General features: G+C 71.6%; 17 protein-coding genes. 7 read left to right on the forward strand and 10 right to left on the reverse strand.

The annotated features are described in order from the left end of the window. The first annotated feature begins 243 nt into the window (after positions 1-243). Together ACIA5D_RS35970 and ACIA5D_RS35975 are read left to right on the forward strand one after the other, a co-directional pair. Entirely contained in the window at positions 244-567 is a 324-nt protein-coding gene (locus ACIA5D_RS35970) for an S-adenosylmethionine decarboxylase (protein WP_396034879.1), read from the forward strand. Further along, the gene (locus ACIA5D_RS35975; protein WP_396034880.1) at positions 567-1,406 is read left to right on the forward strand and encodes a hypothetical protein; all 840 of its coding nucleotides are present in this window, start codon (positions 567-569) and stop codon (positions 1,404-1,406) included. Before ACIA5D_RS35970 ends, ACIA5D_RS35975 begins: the two co-directional genes overlap by 1 nt. A 404-nt stretch (positions 1,407-1,810) precedes the next feature. On the opposite strand, the gene ACIA5D_RS35980 is transcribed toward ACIA5D_RS35975, so the two are convergent. The 3 genes from ACIA5D_RS35980 to ACIA5D_RS35990 all read right to left on the reverse strand — a co-directional run bounded on the left by ACIA5D_RS35980 (position 1,811) and on the right by ACIA5D_RS35990 (position 5,068). Next, on the reverse strand, positions 1,811-2,545 hold the full coding sequence (locus ACIA5D_RS35980; RefSeq protein WP_396034881.1) for a 16S rRNA (uracil(1498)-N(3))-methyltransferase: 735 nt from the start codon (positions 2,543-2,545) through the stop codon (positions 1,811-1,813). A 7-nt stretch (positions 2,546-2,552) separates the two neighbouring features. Beyond that, the gene (locus tag ACIA5D_RS35985) at positions 2,553-3,491 is read right to left on the reverse strand and encodes a serine/threonine-protein kinase (RefSeq protein ID WP_396034883.1); all 939 of its coding nucleotides are present in this window, start codon (positions 3,489-3,491) and stop codon (positions 2,553-2,555) included. A 74-nt stretch (positions 3,492-3,565) separates the two neighbouring features. Further along, positions 3,566-5,068: a serine/threonine-protein kinase gene (locus ACIA5D_RS35990; RefSeq protein ID WP_396034884.1), complete on the reverse strand. Its 1,503-nt coding sequence runs from the start codon at positions 5,066-5,068 to the stop codon at positions 3,566-3,568. Positions 5,069-5,256: 188 nt separating this feature from the next. Between ACIA5D_RS35990 and ACIA5D_RS35995 the strand changes: the two genes are divergently transcribed. The 3 genes from ACIA5D_RS35995 to ACIA5D_RS36005 are packed head-to-tail and all read left to right on the forward strand — an operon-like array spanning position 5,257 to position 8,247. Further along, positions 5,257-6,531 carry a hypothetical protein gene (locus tag ACIA5D_RS35995; protein ID WP_396034885.1) on the forward strand — a complete coding sequence of 425 codons (1,275 nt, stop codon included), beginning with the start codon at positions 5,257-5,259 and terminating at the stop codon, positions 6,529-6,531. Then, positions 6,531-7,142, forward strand: coding sequence for a class F sortase (locus tag ACIA5D_RS36000; RefSeq protein WP_396034886.1), 612 nt, complete (start codon positions 6,531-6,533; stop codon positions 7,140-7,142). The genes ACIA5D_RS35995 and ACIA5D_RS36000 overlap by 1 nt, the downstream gene beginning before the upstream one ends. 31 nt (positions 7,143-7,173) lie before the next feature. Beyond that, positions 7,174-8,247 (forward strand): hypothetical protein, encoded by a 1,074-nt coding sequence (locus tag ACIA5D_RS36005; protein WP_396034887.1) that lies wholly within the window; start codon positions 7,174-7,176, stop codon positions 8,245-8,247. Positions 8,248-8,253: 6 nt separating this feature from the next. On the opposite strand, the gene ACIA5D_RS36010 is transcribed toward ACIA5D_RS36005, so the two are convergent. Continuing rightward, a complete protein-coding gene (locus ACIA5D_RS36010) occupies positions 8,254-8,916 on the reverse strand; it encodes a hypothetical protein (RefSeq protein WP_396034888.1) in 663 nt (220 codons plus the stop codon). A 33-nt stretch (positions 8,917-8,949) separates the two neighbouring features. Continuing rightward, positions 8,950-9,408 carry a carboxymuconolactone decarboxylase family protein gene (locus ACIA5D_RS36015; RefSeq protein ID WP_396034889.1) on the reverse strand — a complete coding sequence of 153 codons (459 nt, stop codon included), beginning with the start codon at positions 9,406-9,408 and terminating at the stop codon, positions 8,950-8,952. A 122-nt stretch (positions 9,409-9,530) separates the two neighbouring features. On the opposite strand from ACIA5D_RS36015, the gene ACIA5D_RS36020 reads away from it, so the two are divergent. After that, a complete protein-coding gene (locus ACIA5D_RS36020) occupies positions 9,531-10,349 on the forward strand; it encodes a sigma-70 family RNA polymerase sigma factor (protein ID WP_396034890.1) in 819 nt (272 codons plus the stop codon). Here ACIA5D_RS36020 and ACIA5D_RS36025 read toward each other — a convergent pair. From ACIA5D_RS36025 to ACIA5D_RS36045, 5 genes are read right to left on the reverse strand one after another with little or no spacing between them, the layout of a single operon-like run. Beyond that, complete coding sequence (locus ACIA5D_RS36025; RefSeq protein ID WP_396034891.1) at positions 10,344-11,303, reverse strand: zinc-binding alcohol dehydrogenase family protein; 960 nt, start codon at positions 11,301-11,303, stop codon at positions 10,344-10,346. The genes ACIA5D_RS36020 and ACIA5D_RS36025 overlap by 6 nt on opposite strands. Next, entirely contained in the window at positions 11,300-11,662 is a 363-nt protein-coding gene (locus ACIA5D_RS36030) for a hypothetical protein (RefSeq protein WP_396034892.1), read from the reverse strand. The genes ACIA5D_RS36025 and ACIA5D_RS36030 overlap by 4 nt, the downstream gene beginning before the upstream one ends. After that, a complete protein-coding gene (locus ACIA5D_RS36035; RefSeq protein ID WP_396034893.1) occupies positions 11,659-12,522 on the reverse strand; it encodes an extradiol ring-cleavage dioxygenase in 864 nt (287 codons plus the stop codon). Before ACIA5D_RS36035 ends, ACIA5D_RS36030 begins: the two co-directional genes overlap by 4 nt. Positions 12,523-12,524: 2 nt before the next feature. Then, positions 12,525-13,307 carry a citryl-CoA lyase gene (locus ACIA5D_RS36040; RefSeq protein ID WP_396034894.1) on the reverse strand — a complete coding sequence of 261 codons (783 nt, stop codon included), beginning with the start codon at positions 13,305-13,307 and terminating at the stop codon, positions 12,525-12,527. Further along, positions 13,289-14,443 carry a CaiB/BaiF CoA transferase family protein gene (locus tag ACIA5D_RS36045; RefSeq protein ID WP_396034895.1) on the reverse strand — a complete coding sequence of 385 codons (1,155 nt, stop codon included), beginning with the start codon at positions 14,441-14,443 and terminating at the stop codon, positions 13,289-13,291. The genes ACIA5D_RS36040 and ACIA5D_RS36045 overlap by 19 nt, the downstream gene beginning before the upstream one ends. A gap of 163 nt (positions 14,444-14,606) precedes the next feature. On the opposite strand from ACIA5D_RS36045, the gene ACIA5D_RS36050 reads away from it, so the two are divergent. Next, positions 14,607-16,010: an amidohydrolase family protein gene (locus ACIA5D_RS36050; protein ID WP_396034896.1), complete on the forward strand. Its 1,404-nt coding sequence runs from the start codon at positions 14,607-14,609 to the stop codon at positions 16,008-16,010. Positions 16,011-16,018 lie beyond the last annotated feature (8 nt).

Raw genomic sequence — 16,018 nt, forward strand, 5'->3', positions numbered from 1 at the left:
CGCGCGCCCGGTGGTCACGGGGCGCGTCAGAACCATGACGGAAGGCTAGCCCAACCGGCCGGCCAAACCATGATCCACATGTGGCATAACTCTCTGTAATGTCGGCCGCTTTGACGGAGCGTAGTTTTTGGCTATAGTAGGATGAGTCCGATTCACCCCTTATGCCAGGCAGGAAGACATCACATGTCGCTCGCTCCCATCACGATGAGTAACGCTCCCGCTGACTACCGTGACCTTGCGCCGATGATTCACCGGCAGCGACTGGTGGTGGAGGGTTACCCGACGTTCGTGATCACCGACGAGCACATCAAGGACTATCTGTCCAAGCTCTCCGTGGTGACCGACATGATCACGCTGATCGAGCCGGTAACGCACTGCAGCGACCTGTACGGGTGGGCCGGCTGGATCCACTGGGAGACCTCGGGCGCGCACTTCTACTCATGGGAGCGCCCGATCTCGTTCTTCAGCGTCGACATCTACACCTGCAAGGAGTTCGACCCGGCCAAGGTCGTCGAGTTCACCGAGCAGTACTTCCGGACCACCGAGATCGTCGCGAAGGGATTCTGATGCCGTACGACCTCGACGAGCCCACGGTCCGCAAGACCGTCGCTGCTGCCTTCGCCTCCCACGCCGACCGCACCGGCCGCTTCCTGGCCCTGGCCGTCGCGTCCTCGTCCCCGCTCGCCGACGTCGCCCGTACGGTCGAGCGGCAGGTCTTCGAGGAGTCGTTCGGCAACGACGCCGCCACGATGGCCGGCGAGTACCGCCGCTACGAGCACGACAGCCTCTTCTTCCTGGTGCTCGACCGCAGGACCGGCCTGCCCGCCGGCGCCGCCCGGGTCATCGACGGCGGCGGCAAGACCCTCGACGACGCGCCCGGCCGCATCGACGCCGACCTGTCGACGATCGTGAGCCTGCACGGCCTGCACAACGGCCGCATCTGGGACTTCGCCACGCTCGCCGTGCTGCCCGCCTACCGTGGCGGCCGGTCGGGGCTGGCCGTCAGCTCCCTGCTGTACCGCACCTTCCTCAACGCGGGACGGCTGGCCGGCGTACGCCATCTGGTCGCCCTGCTGGACCAGCGCGCCCACCGCAACCTGAAACTCCTCGGTGTGGAATTCGTGCCGATGGCCGGTTCGGAGCCGTTCGAATACCTCGGCTCACCCGCGACCGAGGCGCTCTACGTGCCGTTCCCCGAGCTGATCCCCTCGATCGCCCGGCAGGCCGGCCGGCTGCGCAGCCTCGGCGAGCCGTTCCGCGGCACCATCCGGGCGCGGGGGCTGCGTCGGCTGATCGTCCGCCGGGTCGCCGCCCGCATCGCCCGCCAGGTGTCCTCGGGCGACGGCCTCGACGAGCGCATCGTGCTGCCGGGCCTCGACCGCCGCCATCTGGTGCGCCAGCTCTAGACCATCTGGGGTCGTGGTCGTCGGCCGCCGTCTGTGGACGGCGGCCGGAATTTGTCGTACCCAGCTGTTCTACTCGGCCCACCCAGAGGTGCGGGGCGGGGGAGGTCCGTGGGCCGCCGGGTGATCCAAAATCTTGTGGTGATCAGTGGCTGGGCGGGGGGCCGCGCCATGGCCGGGGGTCGTGGGTGGGTGCGGTTGGGCGCGGCCCGTCGCGCTGAGGCCCCGACGACAGCAACCACCGATGACCGCGACGGGCCGCACTCACGGTGAACACGCACGACCCCCGGGCCATGGCGCGCCGTAGCCCAGCCGACACCTCACCGCAACTGGCCGCACACCACCTCCGGGGCCACGGCAGCCAGCACGCTCAAACCAGACCCCCACCCAGACAGGTCTCTAGAAGCTCACCAACGCCCCAGGCGGGCGGAAAGCACCGCGAGCGCGGCGACGCCCGCCGTCGACGTACGCAAGACCTCGCTGCCCAATCGCACCGCGACCGCCCCCGCGGCTTCGAAAGAAGCCCGCTCGGCATCGTCGATGCCGCCCTCGGGCCCGATCACCAGCACGATCTCCCCGCTCGCCGGCAGGTCGGCCGCGGCCAGCCGCAGGGTCGCCTCCTCGTGCAGCACGAACGCCGCCGCCGCGCCCGCGAGCCGGGCCGCGATCTGCCTGGTCGAGCAGTCCGGCTCGCCGCCGACCGCCGGCAGCCAGGCGCGCCGGGCCTGCTTGGCCGCCTCGCGCGCGGTGGCCGCCCACTTCTCGCGCGACTTGGCGCCACGGTCGCCCCGCCACTGCGCCACCGACCGCGACGCGGCCCACGGCAGGATCTCGTCGACCCCGATCTCGGTCATCGCCTGCACCGCGAGCTCGCCCCGGTCGCCCTTGGCGATCCCCTGCGCTACCACCAGGCGCGGGTCGGCGGCTTTCTGAACGGAACGCGCCACGACGCGCACCTCGACGGCGCCCTTGCCGACCGCGGTGACCTCGGCGGTCGCATTGCCGCCGCGCCCGTCGGCGAGAATCAGCGTCTCGCCCGCGCGCAGCCGCTGCACGGTCGCGGCGTGGTGGCCCTCGGGCCCGGTCAGCGTGTAGGACGGGCCGGCGGGCAGGTCGTCGACCAGGAACAGGGGCGCGGACACCGGAGAATTATGCGCCGCGCGCGTCGGCCAGCACCGTCACCACCGCCAGCAGCGCGGTCAGCAGCGCCGCGAGCGCCGCGAGCCGCAGCCGGGAACGGCTCGGCCAGCCGAGCATCACCCGCGGCCCGGCCTGCTGGAGCACCACCGCGCTGAGCTCGGCGCCCACGTCGCCGGCCGCGAGCCGGTCGGCCGGGTCGGGGCGCAGCAGCCCCTCGAGCACCGGGAAGAGCGGCCCGGCCAGCCGCGACGGGTCGGGCGGCTCCTCGGCGATGGCCAGCAGCGTGGCGTCGAGCGTCGCGCGGGCGTACGGCGGACGGCCCTCGACCGCGTGGTAGAGCGTGGCGCCCAGCGACCAGAGGTCCGACTCGGGCAGCGCGAGGCCGTCCATCCGCTCGGGGGCGAGGTACTTCGGCGAGCCGAGGACGATGCCTGCGGCGGCGAGCGCGCGCAGCCCGTCGTCGGTGACCGCCGGGCCGAAGTCGGTGAGCACCACCCGGCCGTCGTGGGCGATCAGCACGTTGCTCGGCTTCACGTCGAGGTGCAGCAGGCCGGCCCGGCGCACGGCGAGCAGCGCGTCGAGCACGGCGAGGCCGATGCCGGCGACCCGCGCGGGCGGCAGCGGGCCGGACTCGTCGATGATCTGCTGGAGGGAGCGGGACGGCACGTACTCCATGACGATCCAGGGCGCGTCGGCATCGGGAAGCACGTCGTAGGTGCGCACCACGTTCGGGTGACCGATCGACGAGAGGGCGCGGGCCTCGCGGACCGTCCAGTCGAGGAACAGGTCGCGCTCGTCGGGGGCGAGGCCGTCGGGCAACGCCGTCTTCTTGATGGCGACCTGCCGCCGGCAGGCCTCGTCGTGGGCCAGCCACACCCGGCCCAGACCCCCGGCGCCAAGAGGCTGGACAAGCCGGTAACGCCCGGCCACGATGGCGCCTGTCCTCACCGGCGGACCATTGCCGTAAGCGTCACTCTGTGAACTCAATCCGGAAGATCAGTACGGACAAACCGAACCGTACATCACCCACCCGATACCGGCTCGAAGCTGCGCACGACTTGATCGAAAATGCTGACGTCGTTCGGCCACGCGTCGGCGCTCGTGCGCATGTCGAGCACGAACATGCGCTTGCCGGAGTCGTCGGGGACCGCCCATTGCAGGGCGCGCACCGGCCCGGCCGTGGGGGCCAGGTAGCTGAACTCCCACACCACCGCGCCGGGCGAGCCGGGCGGCTGCTCTATCCGGATCCGGCGGTAGCCGGGCAGCCTGGTCTTGCTCTCGGCGCCGGTGAGCGCGGCGACCATGTTCCCCGGCGCCGGCTCGACGCGGATCTCTACCTGGGGCCACCCGTCGCGGGCGCCGCGGGCGCGGACACCACCACCGGGCAGGGCGGCCGCCCCCGTCCAGGCCTTCGGCAGGGCCACGCGGAACAAGGGAGATTCGAGGTACCAGGCGAAGCCGTCGGGCGCCACCCCCAGCGTCGCGATGCTCTGCCCCACGGGCGAGGTCCGGGCCGCGGGCTCGTCGTCCCGCCCGGCCATGACGAACACGGCGACGAACGCGATCAGCACCGCGATCGCGGCGACGACCGCGGCGAGGCGGCGGCGGGGCGAGGCCGGCGATGGTGGCGGCGAGGCCGGCGATGGTGGCGGCGAGGCCGGCGATGGTGGCGGCGAGGCCAGCGCCGGGCGGCCGATCGGCTGCCGCACCACATCACGCAGCAGTTCCTCCACCTCGGGCGGGGCGAGCCGGGCGGCGGGGTCGTGGCGGAGCAGGCCCCCGATCACCGGGGCGAGCGGGCCGGCCCGCTCGGGCGGCTCGGGCGGGCCCTCGGTGATCGCGAGCAGCGTCTCGGCCGTGGTCTCCCGCGCGTACGGCGGCCGGCCCTCGACCGCGTGGTACAGCGTCGCGCCCAGCGACCACAGGTCGGACTCGGGCAGCGCGACCCCGTCGTACAGCCGCTCGGGGGCCAGGTATTTGGGCGAGCCCAGGACGATGCCGGCGCCGGCCAGCGCGCGGACACCCTCGGAGGTGACCGCCGGGCCGAAGTCGGTGAGCACCACCCGGCCGTCGTGCGAGATCAGCACGTTGCTCGGTTTGACATCGAGGTGCAGCAGGCCGGCCCGGCGCACGGCGAGCAGCGCCTCGAGCACGGCCAGGCCGATCCCAGCCACCCGGGCCGGCGGCAGCGGGCCGGACTCGTCGATCACCGTCTGCAGCGACCGGGACGGCACGTATTCCATGACGATCCAGGGGACGTCGTCGCCGGGCACGACGTCGAGCGTGCGCACCACGTTGGGATGCCCGACGAGGGCGAACGCGCGCGCCTCGCGGACCGTCCACACCCGGAAGAGGTCCTGCTCGTCGGGGGTGAGCCCGGCCGGGATCTCGCATCTTTTGACGGCCACCGGATCATCGCGGTCGAACTCGTCGCGGGCGAGCCACACCCCACCCATGCCCCCGGCGGCGAGCGGCTCCACGAGCCGATAGCGCCCGGCAACGAGCTGCCCGATCGTCGTCACCATGCCGTCTTCACCATGCCGGCGTCACCATCCAGGCCACCTCGAAGATCAACAGGCGTTGATGAGCCAACCCGACCGTACTGCATGGACGCACGGTGTGGGGGCCGTCGCTCTGCGGGCTCGACCGGGTTGTGGGGCGGGCGTATGGTCGGCAACGATTTCCTCCGAGGCGAAGCTGGGCGATGAGGCACATGCCGATACCTGGACACGGCCGGATCTGGCGGGCGCTCCCTGTTCTCTGCGCCGGCCTGCTCTTTCTCCTGCCCGGCGCCGCCCCGCCGGCCGCGCCCGCACACCACGAGGCGGCGCCCTCGCGCTACGAGGCGGCGCCCTCGGCGCCCGACCTCGCCATCCAGTTCGAGGCGCTGCTCGGCCAGCACTCGGTGCTCGCGGCCGACCTGATGCGCAGCCGGATCCGCGGCGACGACGACTTCGTGCAGTCCGCCAACGCGGCGCTGGGCAAGAACACCACGGCCATGACCACGCTGATCGGGCAGATGTTCGGCAAGGCCACGGCCGACAAGTTCAGTCCGATGTGGTCGGAACACATCGTGGAGCTCTTCGCGTACGCCGGCGCGCTCGCGGCCCACGACGACGACGCGCTCGACGACGCGCGCAAGGAGCTTGTCGAGTACGAGCAGGAGCTCGGCGACTTCTTCGCCGACGCGTCGCGTGGCAGGCTTCCGCGGTCGGCGGCCCGGGCGGCGGTCGTGCAGCATGTCGGACATCTGACAGAGCAGGCCGACGCGTACGCGGCCAAGGACTACACCACGGCCGACGCGCTCTACCGCATGGGCTATCAGCACACGTACGACCTCGGGCTGACCCTCGCGAACGCGCTGCTGCCCGCGGGCGACGCCACCACGCTGAAGCAGCCACTGTGGCGGTTGCGCTCCCAGCTCGGCAAGCTGCTGGCCGAGCACGCCGCGCTGGTGGAAGACCTGACCCGGGCCGCCGTGACCCGCTCCCCCGACTTCGCCGCCTCCGGCCAGATGATCAACGGGAACACCCGCGACCTCGGCGCCGCCATGGACACCCTGTTCGGGTCGTCGGCGGCCCGGCAGTTCCAGGCGCTGTGGGGCGACCACGTCGAGCAACTGGTGGCGTACGCGACCGCGACCGCCGGGCAGGACCAGGCCAAGCAGGCGCAGGCGAAGACCGGGCTGGCCGGCATCGAGAACCGGATGGCCACGTTCCTCGACGGGGCGACCGGCAAGCGGATCGGTACCGACAAGCTCAAGGCCGCGCTGCAGGAGCACGACCTGATGCTGCTCAAGCACGCCGACGCGTACGCGGCCAAGGACTACGCCACGGCGCACGACGTCGCCTACGACACGTACCAGGAGATGTTCGAGCTGGCGCGCACGATGGCCGACGCGTTCGGGGCGACGGTGGCGGCACGGCTGCCCAAGGGCGGCGCGCAGACCGGGTACGGCGGCATGGCCGTGGTCGTGGAAAAGCGCTGATGCCGTCGTACGCCCGCATCCCGGCCCTCGCCGCGCTGGTGCTGTTACTCCTCGCGGTGCTGGCGGGCGGGCCGCCGGCCCCTGTCTCCGCGCCCGCCGCGGCAGCCGCCCCGGCTTCCGCACCGCAGGAACAACAGGAGACGTTCCGTTCAACACGCACCTACGACACGGTCGCCGAGCCGGTGCGGCTGCGCATCCCCGCGCTCGGGGTGGACAGCAAGGTCCAGCGCCTCGGCCTCCAGCGGGACGGATCGATCGCGGTTCCCGCCCGCGTGGACGTGGCCGGCTGGTACGAGCACGGTCCCCGCCCCGGCCAGGCCGGCCCCGCGGTGATCCTGGGCCACGTCGACTCGCACAACGGCCCCGGCATCTTCATCGACCTCTACCGCACGAAGCCCGGCACGACCGTCCAGGTCGACCGCGCCGACGGCAGCGTGGCGACCTTCAGGATCACCAGGATCGCCCGCGTCCCCAAGGTCCAGTTCCCCACCGACCTGGTGTACGCGCCCACCCTCGACCCCACCCTCCGGCTCGTCACCTGCGGCGGCAGTTTCGACCGGGCTCGCGGAAGCTATCGGGACAATGTCATCGCGTTCGCCGAGCCGGCGTGAGGCGGGCCGTCTCTGGGCGGCCCTCGCAGCGATGGTCGCGGCGCCTCTGCTCGCCGCGCCTCTGCTCGCCACGCCGGCGGCCGCCGCCCCCTCGCCCGCGACCGCCCCGCTGCCCGTGACCGGCGTGCTCAGCGGCGGCGGCGAGACCGCCCTGGTCGTCGACCTCGGCGCCAGCAACGGCAAGGGAAAGCGCACCGTCCAGGTCACGCTGGACGGCCACGACCAGCACGCCGACCTGGTGCCGGTGATGTCCGACGGCCTCGCCGTCACGATCGTGGTCGACGCCTCGACCGCCGGCGCCGCCACGCTCCCGGCCTGGCTGAGCGCCGCCGCACGGTTCATCCTCGAGGCGCCCGGCAGCACACAGGCCGTCGTCATCCCCGACCGGCGCCCGGCCACCCCGATCACCGGCCAACTGCGCGGAGCGTCCCCGGTGGTCGGCGCGCTCACCAGCATGCGCGCCGCCGGCGAGCGGGACACCGAGGCCGTGCTGGCGCTGGCCCGCGGCCAGTTCCCGCGGGTCGAGACCGGCCGCCGGGTGGTGGTGATGTACACGTCGGCCGCCGATGCCGGCGGCCCGCGGGCGGCCGATCTCGCTCAGGACTTCCGGGCGGCGGGCACGATCCTCGTGGTGGTCGGCACGGCCGCGGCGAGCGAGTTCTGGTCGGCGGCCGCGGCGGCGACCGGCGGCTTCTTCGCCCCGGCCGGCGAGCCGGTCGTGGTGCCGGCCCTCGACCAGGTCGAGTCCACGCTGCGCGACCGCTATCTGGTGTGCTTCGCGACGCCGCCCTCGCTGCCCGCCCGGGTGGCCGTGCGGATCGGCACCGGCGACCTGACGCTGACCGGGCAGGCCGTCATCCCCGCGCCGGGGCGGCCGGACCGGGGATCGCCGGTCACGCCGACGATCCTCGGGACGATGCTGGTCGCCGCCGGGCTGGCCACCGTGGTGGCGATCATCGTGCTGCTGATCGCCCGCGCCCGGCGGCCTCGGCCGGAAGCCGGGCCGCCCGGGCTGACGAGCGTGTTCGTCGGGCGCGCCGGGGTGCCCCAGACCGCCCGCGGGCGTGCCGCCGTTCCTCGCGAGCACGGCACGCCCTGGTCCTAGAACTTGTCAGGAATCGGCTTCGAGGTGCTTGCGGGACTGCTCACGTACCCGGCTGAGCGCCGAGTCCCACTCGTCGGGAGCGGCGTCGGCGTTGCGCCGGCCGGTGAACCAGTCGGAATGAGAGATCACGGCCCAGGCGAGCGCCGCCAGCGCGACCAGCGACAGAATCACCTGAAGGCCCTGCACGATGTCCTCGGCCCAGGAGTACCAACCGGGGTAGAGCAGCGCGCGCACCGCCACCCCCTGGTCGCCGATCGCCGAGCCGTTCAGGTCGGCGAAGTAGTTCGCCAGCGTGCGCGTCTCGGTCGAGTCGATGCCCACCCCGAAGAGCCCGAAGAGCACGGCCGCCACGCCCATGACCAGCGCGGTGGTGCGCGCCCAGGCGCTCCCGCGCAGCAGCCAGATCCCCAGACTCGAGTACGCGAGGCAGACCGCCCCGAGGACAACGAGCTGGATCGCGCCGCCCCGCCCGCGCAGCAGCTCGGGCGGCTCGATCCCATAGTCGGCTTGAATCTTGTCGAGCAGGGCGACCAGCGCGTGCGCGTCGGTGGTGCCCCTCCACTGCAGCTCCATAAGACCGTCGAGCAGAAGCAGCAGACCGACCGGCGCGAGCGCCATGGTCAGTTTCGCTGCCAGCCGCACGAGGCGTGGTGCGTCGGTCCCCGTCATGCCGCGCATGCTAGTTCAGTGCGCGGTCTGGCTTCATCCCCAATTCTGCGGAGCCTGCTGCCGGGTCGTGACGTTGAGGCGGTTGAAGAAGTTGGTCGTCGCGATCCACAGCACGATGGCGCCCAGCTGACGGTCGTCGAAATGCTTCGCGGCCTCGTCCCAGATGGCGTCGGGCACGGCGTCGGGCTGATCGGCGAGCCGGGTGGCGTACTCCGAAAGAGCGAGCGCCGCACGCTCGGCGTCGGTGAAGTACGGGGTCTCCCGCCACACCGGCACGGCGAACAGCCGGTCGTCGGACTCCCCGCCCTTGCGCATGTTGCGTGCCCCCGAGTCGACGCACGGGCCGCACCCGTTGATCTGGCTGCCCCGCAGGTGCACCAGCTCCAGCACGGCCGAGTCGACGCCGGCCGAGTGCGCGGACTTGTAGAGCAGGTTGACGGCCTTGGTCAGGTCCGGCATCAGGTCCGCGGAGAATTCGAGCCGAGCGGTCATGATGTTCTCTCCCTTGATTCGCCGGCGCCGTCACATCGGCGCCGTTTGGTTCGTCGGTGGGTTGACGAACCACGAACGGGGAATGTGACCGATGTGGTGTAAGCCACAAAGGGGGCGAAAAGATGGATGACGTGACGCTGGCCGAGCAGTTCGAGGCGAACCGGCCGCGGTTGCGCGCGGTGGCGCTGCGCATGCTGGGCGCCACCGGCGAGGCCGACGACGCGGTGCAGGAGGCCTGGCTGCGGCTCAGCCGCGCCGGCGGCGACGTCGACAACCTCTCGGCCTGGCTCACCACGGTGGTCGGGCGGGTCTGCCTCGACATGCTGCGGCAACGCACGGCCCGCCGGGAAGACGAGTACGCGTCGGAGGATCAGCCAGCCTCCGAGCCCGACCCCGAGCAGGAAGCCCTGCTGGCCGACTCGGTGGGCCTCGCGCTGCTGGTCGTCCTCGAGACGCTTGCGCCGGCCGAGCGGCTCGCCTTCGTGCTGCACGACCTGTTCGCCGTCTCGTTCGACGAGATCGCGCCGATCGTCGGCCGCTCGCCGGACGCGACCCGCCAACTGGCCAGCCGCGCCCGCCGGCGAGTGCGCGCCAACCCGGCCGCCGACTCCCCCGCCGACCCGGCGATCGTCGACGCCTTCCTCACCGCGGCCCGGGGCGGCGAGCTGGGCACATTGATCACCTTGCTCGACCCGGACGTCGAGGTGCGGCTGAACGGCGCCATCCAGCACCGCGGCGCGGAGGTGGTGGCGGGCTTCTTCTCCGGCAGCGCCCAGGCCGCCCGGACCGCGCTCATCGACGGCGCGGCCGGCTTCGTGGTGGTCGTCGGCGGCGAGACCCGGTTCGCCGTGCGCGCCACCATCGAGGGTGGCCGGATCAAGGCGCTGGAGGCGACCAGCGACCCGGCCGAGATCGCCGCCCTCGCCGTGGAAGAGCTATAGCACCAGGACGATTCGCCCCTCGGTGTCGCCGTCGGCCTGGCGGACCCAGGCCGAGGCGACATCGCCGAACGGCACGATCTCGTGCGACACCGTGAGCCGTCCGTCGGCCGCCAGCGAGGCCACCTCGGCGAGCGACTCGGCCCGCTGCGCCACCGAGAGCGCGTTGTTGGTGTAGCCCAGCACCCGCAGCGAGCCGCTGCGCAGCGACGCCGAGTCGATCGGCGCGGTCGCCGCCGCCGAGCTGCCGAGGTTGACCAGCCGGCCGCCCGGGCGCAGCACGCGCAGCGCAGCCGCGGCCGGCACCCCGAAGACCGGGTCGAGCACCAGATCGACCGGCCCGGACGCGTCGCGCAGCCGATCGGCGAGCGACATCGGGTCGTCGTCGGGGAGCAGCTGCACGCCCCCGTCGGCGCCGAGCCGCGCCGCCCGATCCAGCGCCTCGGGCGAGCGGGACACCGCGATCACCCGGCCGGCGCCGGAGAGCCGGGCCAGCTGGATCGCGGCCTGGCCGACCACGCCGCCGGCGCCGAGCACCACCACGGTCTCGCCCGGCGTGAGGCCGCCGGTGCGGGTCAGCGCCGAGTGTGCGGCGACCGCGGAGAGCCCGAGCGCCGCGATCAGCGGCAGCGGCACGCCGCGGGGTAGCGGCACCACGTCCACGTAGGGCACCGAGACGGCCGCGGCCATGCTGCCGTCACCCGGGCGCATCCCGGCCGAGGTCGCGAACCAGACCGGGGTGCCGTCGTCGCGGTAGCCGACCCCCTGCACCCCCGGCACGTACGGCGTGGCCGGCATCCCGAAGTAGCTGGTGCCGGAGGCGCAGATCAGGTCGAGCGGGGTGATCGGCGCGGCCGCCACGGAGATCGGCACCTCGCCCACGCCGGGCACGGGCGACGGCCGCTTCTCCACCGCCGGCGGCCGGCCGCAGATCCGCAGGACGGCCGCCGGGATCATGTCGCGATGTCCGGGTACGGCAGCGAGAAGTGAGCCATCCGCGCGCCGAACGCCTTCTGGTATTCCAGGGGCTCGGTGTTGTCCCGCTCGAACATCGCGATGAACAGCGTCAGCGTCAGGAACGGATGCGCGCCCAGCTCGAACAGCTTGCAGTGGTCGTGCCCGATCAGCGCCTCGCGCTCCTCGCCGGTCAGGCGCTGCCAGGTGCTCGCCTCCGGGGTGGGGCAGTTGAGCAGGGCGTTCGAGAGAGAACCCTCCCACCAGGTGACGAGCTCGCGGGGATCGGCACGGTAGCGCTCGACGAGGGACGGATCGCGGTCCACCGTGTACAGGAACTTGTTCAGCAGGTACTTGCTCATGCCGGAACTCCGTTCGGGTACCAGGTGAAGTAAGCCTCCATCGTGTGGAACAGGTCAAGGTTGTCCACGTAGTCGGCCTTCGCGCCGGCCCCGGCCACGCCCATCATCAGCATGAAGTCCATGAAGCCGTGGGTGGCGTTGCCCGGCGAGTGCAGGCTCTCCAACGACACCTCGCGCAGGCAGTTGTCGAGGTCGCCGGTGGCGATCCACTCGACGGCCCGGCGGTCGAACTCCGGGTCGGGCCCGTGCGGACCGAACTGCCGCGGCCCGCCCAGTTCCAGCGACAGGTGCCCGGTGCCGATGACCGCCACCCGCAGGTGCGAGGGCCACTCCTCGACGATCTTCCGGATGGCCTCGCCCAGCGCGACGAACCGGGACGGCTGCGGCAGCGGCGGCGCGAAGATGTTCGTGTAGATCGGCACGATCGGCAGGTCGGCCTCGGGCCGCAGCGTGATGATCGGGCAGGTGACGCTGTGGTCGATCCGCAGCTCGTTGCTGAACGCCAGGTCGAAGCCCCGGTCGAGGCCGGAGCGCAGGATGTGCGCCGAGAGGTCTTCCTGGCCCTTGAGCAGCATCCTCGGCAGGCCGAACTCGCGCTCCTCGTTGTACCAGTTGGCGTCGTAGAACGGCGCCTTGCCGACCAGGAACTGCGGCATGTTGTCCAGCCAGAGCTGGTGGAAGTGGTCGGAGCCGACCATCACCAGCACGTCCGGGTTCGCCCTGGTCAGGGTCTCGCGGAACGCGGTGATCTTCCGGACCCACTCGTCCGCGAACGGCGGGCGGTCGTCGCCTGTGGACGTGCTGGCCCGGTAGTAGAACGGATGGTGCGTGGAGGCGATGACCGCGACGATGCTGGCCATAGTCAGTCCTCTCGGGGTTCGTAGACGGCGTTCCGGTCGACAGTGAGATAGATCTGGTTCGCGATCGGGCGGCGGCGCTCCTCGGCGAGCTGGCCGAGCAGCCCGGCCGCGCGGGCCAGCAGCGCGAAGCCGCGCAGCAGGTCGGTGGGCAGGCCCAGGTCGGCCAGCGCCGCGCCGCAGACACCGGCCCCGTTCAGGGGAAGCCGGCGCCCGAGCACCTCAGGATGCACCCGGCCGATCGCCTCGAACAGCCGCAGGTGCGGGCCGCGCAGCCCCTCTTCCTCGGCGATGGCGATCAGCACCGGCGTGCGCGGGTCCTGTTCCTTGTGCACCGGGTGGCCGAGCCCCGGGATGAACCGCTTCTCCGCGCGGGCCTTCTTCACGGCGTCCAGCGCGATCACGTCGTAGTCGCGCTCGGTGCCCGCGGCGACCAGGGTGTCGGCGAGGAACTTGCCGCAGTCCTCGGTCACGCCCAGGAAGCGGGAGCCGCCGCCGAGCAGACCGGCGGCGAGGGCGCCCTGCAGCGAGTCCGGCGCCGACAGGTACGTGAGGCGGGCCGCGATCGCCGTGGGCGTGAAGCCGTGATCGGCCAGCGCCACCAGCACCGCCTCGAACAGCCGCGTCTCGGCCGCGCTCGGCCGTCGCCCCGCGACCAGCCAGAACGCCAGCTCGCCGAAGCCCACCTTGCCCATCAGATCGGCCGCGAGGTCGTGCCCGAGGAGGTAGATCGTCTCAGGGGTGGACGTGCCCAGCCCGGTGGGAAAGCTCAGCTCGTCTGAAGCCATGCGCGGATCTCCTCGCCGTGTTCGTCGAGCCCGGGCGGCGGCAGCTCGTACCGCGCGGGCGTGTCGGAGAAGGTGATCGGATTGCGAACCCCCGGGACGCCGCCGGTCTCGATCACCGGGTTCAGGCCGAGCTCCGAAGCCAGCGCCACGCCGCCGTCGATCGTGTTGATCGGCGCGCACGGCACCCCGGCCGCGAGCAGATCGCGGAACCACTCGTCCTTGCTCCGCTTGCTCAGCCTTTCCACCAGGATCGGACGCAGTTCCTCCCGGTTGGCCGTACGGTCCTGATTGCGGGCGAAACGCGGATCGGACGGCAGGTCGGGCAGGTCGAGCACCTGGCACAGCTTGCGGAACTGCCCGTCGTTGCCGGCGATCACGATCAGCTCGCCGTCGGCGACCGGCAGCGGCTCGTACGGGAAGAGGCTGGGGTGCGCATTGCCCATCCGGAACGGGATCGTGCCGCCGGCCACGTAACCGCTGGAGTGGTTGACCAGGCCGGAGAGCGCCGACGAGAGCAGGTTGACCTCGACGTGCTGCCCGCGGCCGGTCGACGCGCGATGGTTGAGGGCGGCCAGGATGCCGATCGTGGCGTGCATGCCGGCCATCACGTCGAAGACCGAGATGCCGGCGCGGTAGGGCGGCCCGTCCGCGTCGCCCGTAAGACTCATGAGTCCGGAAATGGCCTGAACCATCAGGTCGTACCCCGGCATGTCGGCGCCCAGGCCCGACCCGAAGCCGCTGATGCTGGCATAAATGATCTTCGAATTATCGGCGGCGACGGACGCATAGTCGAGCCCGAATCTGGACAAACCCCCGGGTTTGAAGTTCTCGATCATGATGTCCGCCCGCCGGGCGAGCTCCCGCGCGGCGGCCTGGTCCGAGGGGTCCTTGAGATTCAGCGCGACCGACCGCTTGTTCCGGTTTATCCCCAGGTAGTACGTGGAGACACCGTCACGCACCGGCGGCATCCAGGTCCGGGTGTCGTCCCCGCCCGGCCCCTCCACCTTGATCACCTGCGCGCCGAGATCGGCCAGCAGCATCGTCGCGTACGGCCCGGCGAGGATGCGGGAGAAATCCGCCACCAGCAGACCGTGCAAGGGGCCCTGCGCCATCATCACCGCCCGTTCTGCGGACACTCGTCCGCTGAGTCAGCTTGCCGCCGCATCACCCCTCCTGTCAACGGCCGCTTAATGAAGTCGAAACAGACTATTGACCCCCGCACGTGACCGAGAGCACACTGTCGCCACTCGCCCTGCCCGCTCTGCGGACAGCGGTCCGGATGTCTCGAAAGGATGGGCGATGAGCGAAAGCGACCGGCCGGTGATCTTCAAAAACGGCCTGGTTCTCACCATGGACGACGCGCACACGGTGCTGAACGGCGATGTGCTGATCATTGACGGAAAGATTGCCGAGGTCGGGCCGGGACTGACCGCGCCCGAGGGCGCGATCGAGATCGATGCGACCGGCGGCGTGGTGATGCCCGGCATGGTCGACACCCACCGCCACATGTGGCAGACCGCCATGCGCGGCTACGGCGCCGACTGGACCCTCACCCAGTACTTCGTCTGGTACTACCTCGAGTCCGGCAAGCTGTTCCGCCCCGAGGACATCTACGCCGGCAACCTCCTCGGCGCCCTCGAGGCGATCGACTCGGGCGTCACCACCACCGTCGACTGGTCGCACGGCCTGCAGACCGCCGACCACGCGGACGCCGCCGTCGACGCGCTCGAGGCGGTGCCGGGCCGGTTCGTGCTCGCGTACGGCAACATCCAGCAGGGCCCGTGGGAGTGGTCGACCTCCGACGCCTTCCAGGACTTCTACCGGCGAAGGATCGACGGCGGGAAGCTGGCCGGCTTCCAGCTCGCCTTCGACATACCCGGCGACCCGGCGTTCCAAGAGAAGGCGGCCTTCGAGGTGGCCCGCGACCTGGGCGTCCCGGTGACCACGCACGCCGGCGTCTGGGGCGTCACCACCGACGACGGCCTCCGGCTCATGTACGAGAACGGCTTCATGACCCCCGGGAACGTGTACGTCCACGCGGCCTCGCTCAGCAGCGACTCGTACCACCGGATCGCCGCCACCGGCGGCTCGGTGTCGGTCTCCACCGAGAGCGAGCAGAGCGCCGGCCAGGGTTACCCGCCCACCTGGCAGCTGCGCAAGCACGACGTGCCGGTGTCGCTGTCGATGGACACCAGCGTGTGGTGGAGCGGCGACCTCTTCTCGGCGATGCGCACCACGCTCAGCGCCGACCGGGTCCGCGAGCACATGGAGGCGCACGGCAAGAAAGAGACCGTGACCCACCACCAGCTGCGCGCCGAGCAGGTCGTCGACTGGGGCACCCGCGGCGGCGCCAAGGCGCTCGGCATGGACTCCTCGATCGGCGCGCTCACCCCGGGCCGCCAGGGCGACGTCGTGCTGATCAAGAACGAGTCCTCGCCCGCGATGTTCCCCGTGCTCAACCCGTACGGCCATGTGGTCTTCCAGGCGCAGCGCGGCGACGTCGACACGGTCGTGGTCGGCGGCAAGGTGGTCAAGCGCGACGGCGAACTGGTCGACGCCGATCTCACCACGGCCCGCGCCAAGGTCAACGCAACCATCGACTACCTGCGCGAGACGATGGGCGAAGACGCCTGGAAGCGCGGCATGAACCCGGAGATTCCCGAGGCGAGGATCCTGCACAACCCCTATCAGTACACCAAGTAGGGTTCGGC

This window comes from Actinoplanes sp. NPDC051513, from assembly GCF_044454685.1.
Classification (GTDB): Bacteria; Actinomycetota; Actinomycetes; order Mycobacteriales; family Micromonosporaceae; genus Actinoplanes.

What these genes read in the sequence shown, in the direction of transcription:
- ACIA5D_RS36010 (WP_396034888.1), bottom strand. Translation starts at nt 8,916, where the DNA reads ATGACGGGGACCGACGCACCACGCCTCGTGCGGCTGGCAGCGAAACTG.
- ACIA5D_RS36000 (WP_396034886.1), top strand. Translation starts at nt 6,531, where the DNA reads ATGCCGTCGTACGCCCGCATCCCGGCCCTCGCCGCGCTGGTGCTGTTA.
- ACIA5D_RS36025 (WP_396034891.1), bottom strand. Translation starts at nt 11,303, where the DNA reads ATGATCCCGGCGGCCGTCCTGCGGATCTGCGGCCGGCCGCCGGCGGTG.
- ACIA5D_RS35975 (WP_396034880.1), top strand. Translation starts at nt 567, where the DNA reads ATGCCGTACGACCTCGACGAGCCCACGGTCCGCAAGACCGTCGCTGCT.
- ACIA5D_RS36035 (WP_396034893.1), bottom strand. Translation starts at nt 12,522, where the DNA reads ATGGCCAGCATCGTCGCGGTCATCGCCTCCACGCACCATCCGTTCTAC.
- ACIA5D_RS36005 (WP_396034887.1), top strand. Translation starts at nt 7,174, where the DNA reads ATGGTCGCGGCGCCTCTGCTCGCCGCGCCTCTGCTCGCCACGCCGGCG.
- ACIA5D_RS36015 (WP_396034889.1), bottom strand. Translation starts at nt 9,408, where the DNA reads ATGACCGCTCGGCTCGAATTCTCCGCGGACCTGATGCCGGACCTGACC.
- ACIA5D_RS35990 (WP_396034884.1), bottom strand. Translation starts at nt 5,068, where the DNA reads ATGGTGACGACGATCGGGCAGCTCGTTGCCGGGCGCTATCGGCTCGTG.
- ACIA5D_RS36030 (WP_396034892.1), bottom strand. Translation starts at nt 11,662, where the DNA reads ATGAGCAAGTACCTGCTGAACAAGTTCCTGTACACGGTGGACCGCGAT.
- ACIA5D_RS36040 (WP_396034894.1), bottom strand. Translation starts at nt 13,307, where the DNA reads ATGGCTTCAGACGAGCTGAGCTTTCCCACCGGGCTGGGCACGTCCACC.
- ACIA5D_RS36050 (WP_396034896.1), top strand. Translation starts at nt 14,607, where the DNA reads ATGAGCGAAAGCGACCGGCCGGTGATCTTCAAAAACGGCCTGGTTCTC.
- ACIA5D_RS35995 (WP_396034885.1), top strand. Translation starts at nt 5,257, where the DNA reads ATGCCGATACCTGGACACGGCCGGATCTGGCGGGCGCTCCCTGTTCTC.
- ACIA5D_RS36020 (WP_396034890.1), top strand. Translation starts at nt 9,531, where the DNA reads ATGGATGACGTGACGCTGGCCGAGCAGTTCGAGGCGAACCGGCCGCGG.
- ACIA5D_RS35970 (WP_396034879.1), top strand. Translation starts at nt 244, where the DNA reads ATGATTCACCGGCAGCGACTGGTGGTGGAGGGTTACCCGACGTTCGTG.